This window comes from Pseudomonas sp. SIMBA_041, assembly GCF_046535095.1.
Lineage (GTDB): Bacteria > Pseudomonadota > Gammaproteobacteria > Pseudomonadales > Pseudomonadaceae > Aquipseudomonas > Aquipseudomonas mucoides.
On sequence record NZ_JAWRXJ010000573.1, the window covers coordinates 1 to 256 of the forward strand.

The following is a 256-nucleotide window of genomic DNA, read 5'->3' on the forward strand; positions in this document are numbered from 1 at the left end:
TGGGCCAGCAGCAGCGCCCGGGCCAGTTGAGTGCGGTTGCAGTCCGGGCTGGGGGCCAGCGGTGCGCTGGCCAAGCGGCGCCGACACTGACTGCTGAGCAGCATCAGGGTGTTGGCCGAGGGCTGCCGGGCCAGTTGTTCCCGGGCTTGCTGCCACCAGCTTCGGCTGTCGTCGTCCAGATGCCGTTCCAGCAATTGCTGGCGCTCGGCGAAGGCACCATGGCGAATGGCAAGCGCCGGCGGTGCAGGGGCGATGG

1 pseudogene is annotated in these 256 nt (G+C 69.9%); it reads right to left on the reverse strand.

Annotated features, from left to right (window positions below):
• Positions 1–254: pseudogene (locus SB725_RS32410) on the reverse strand (hypothetical protein); the annotation flags it as partial.
• Positions 255–256: the final 2 nt, after the last annotated feature.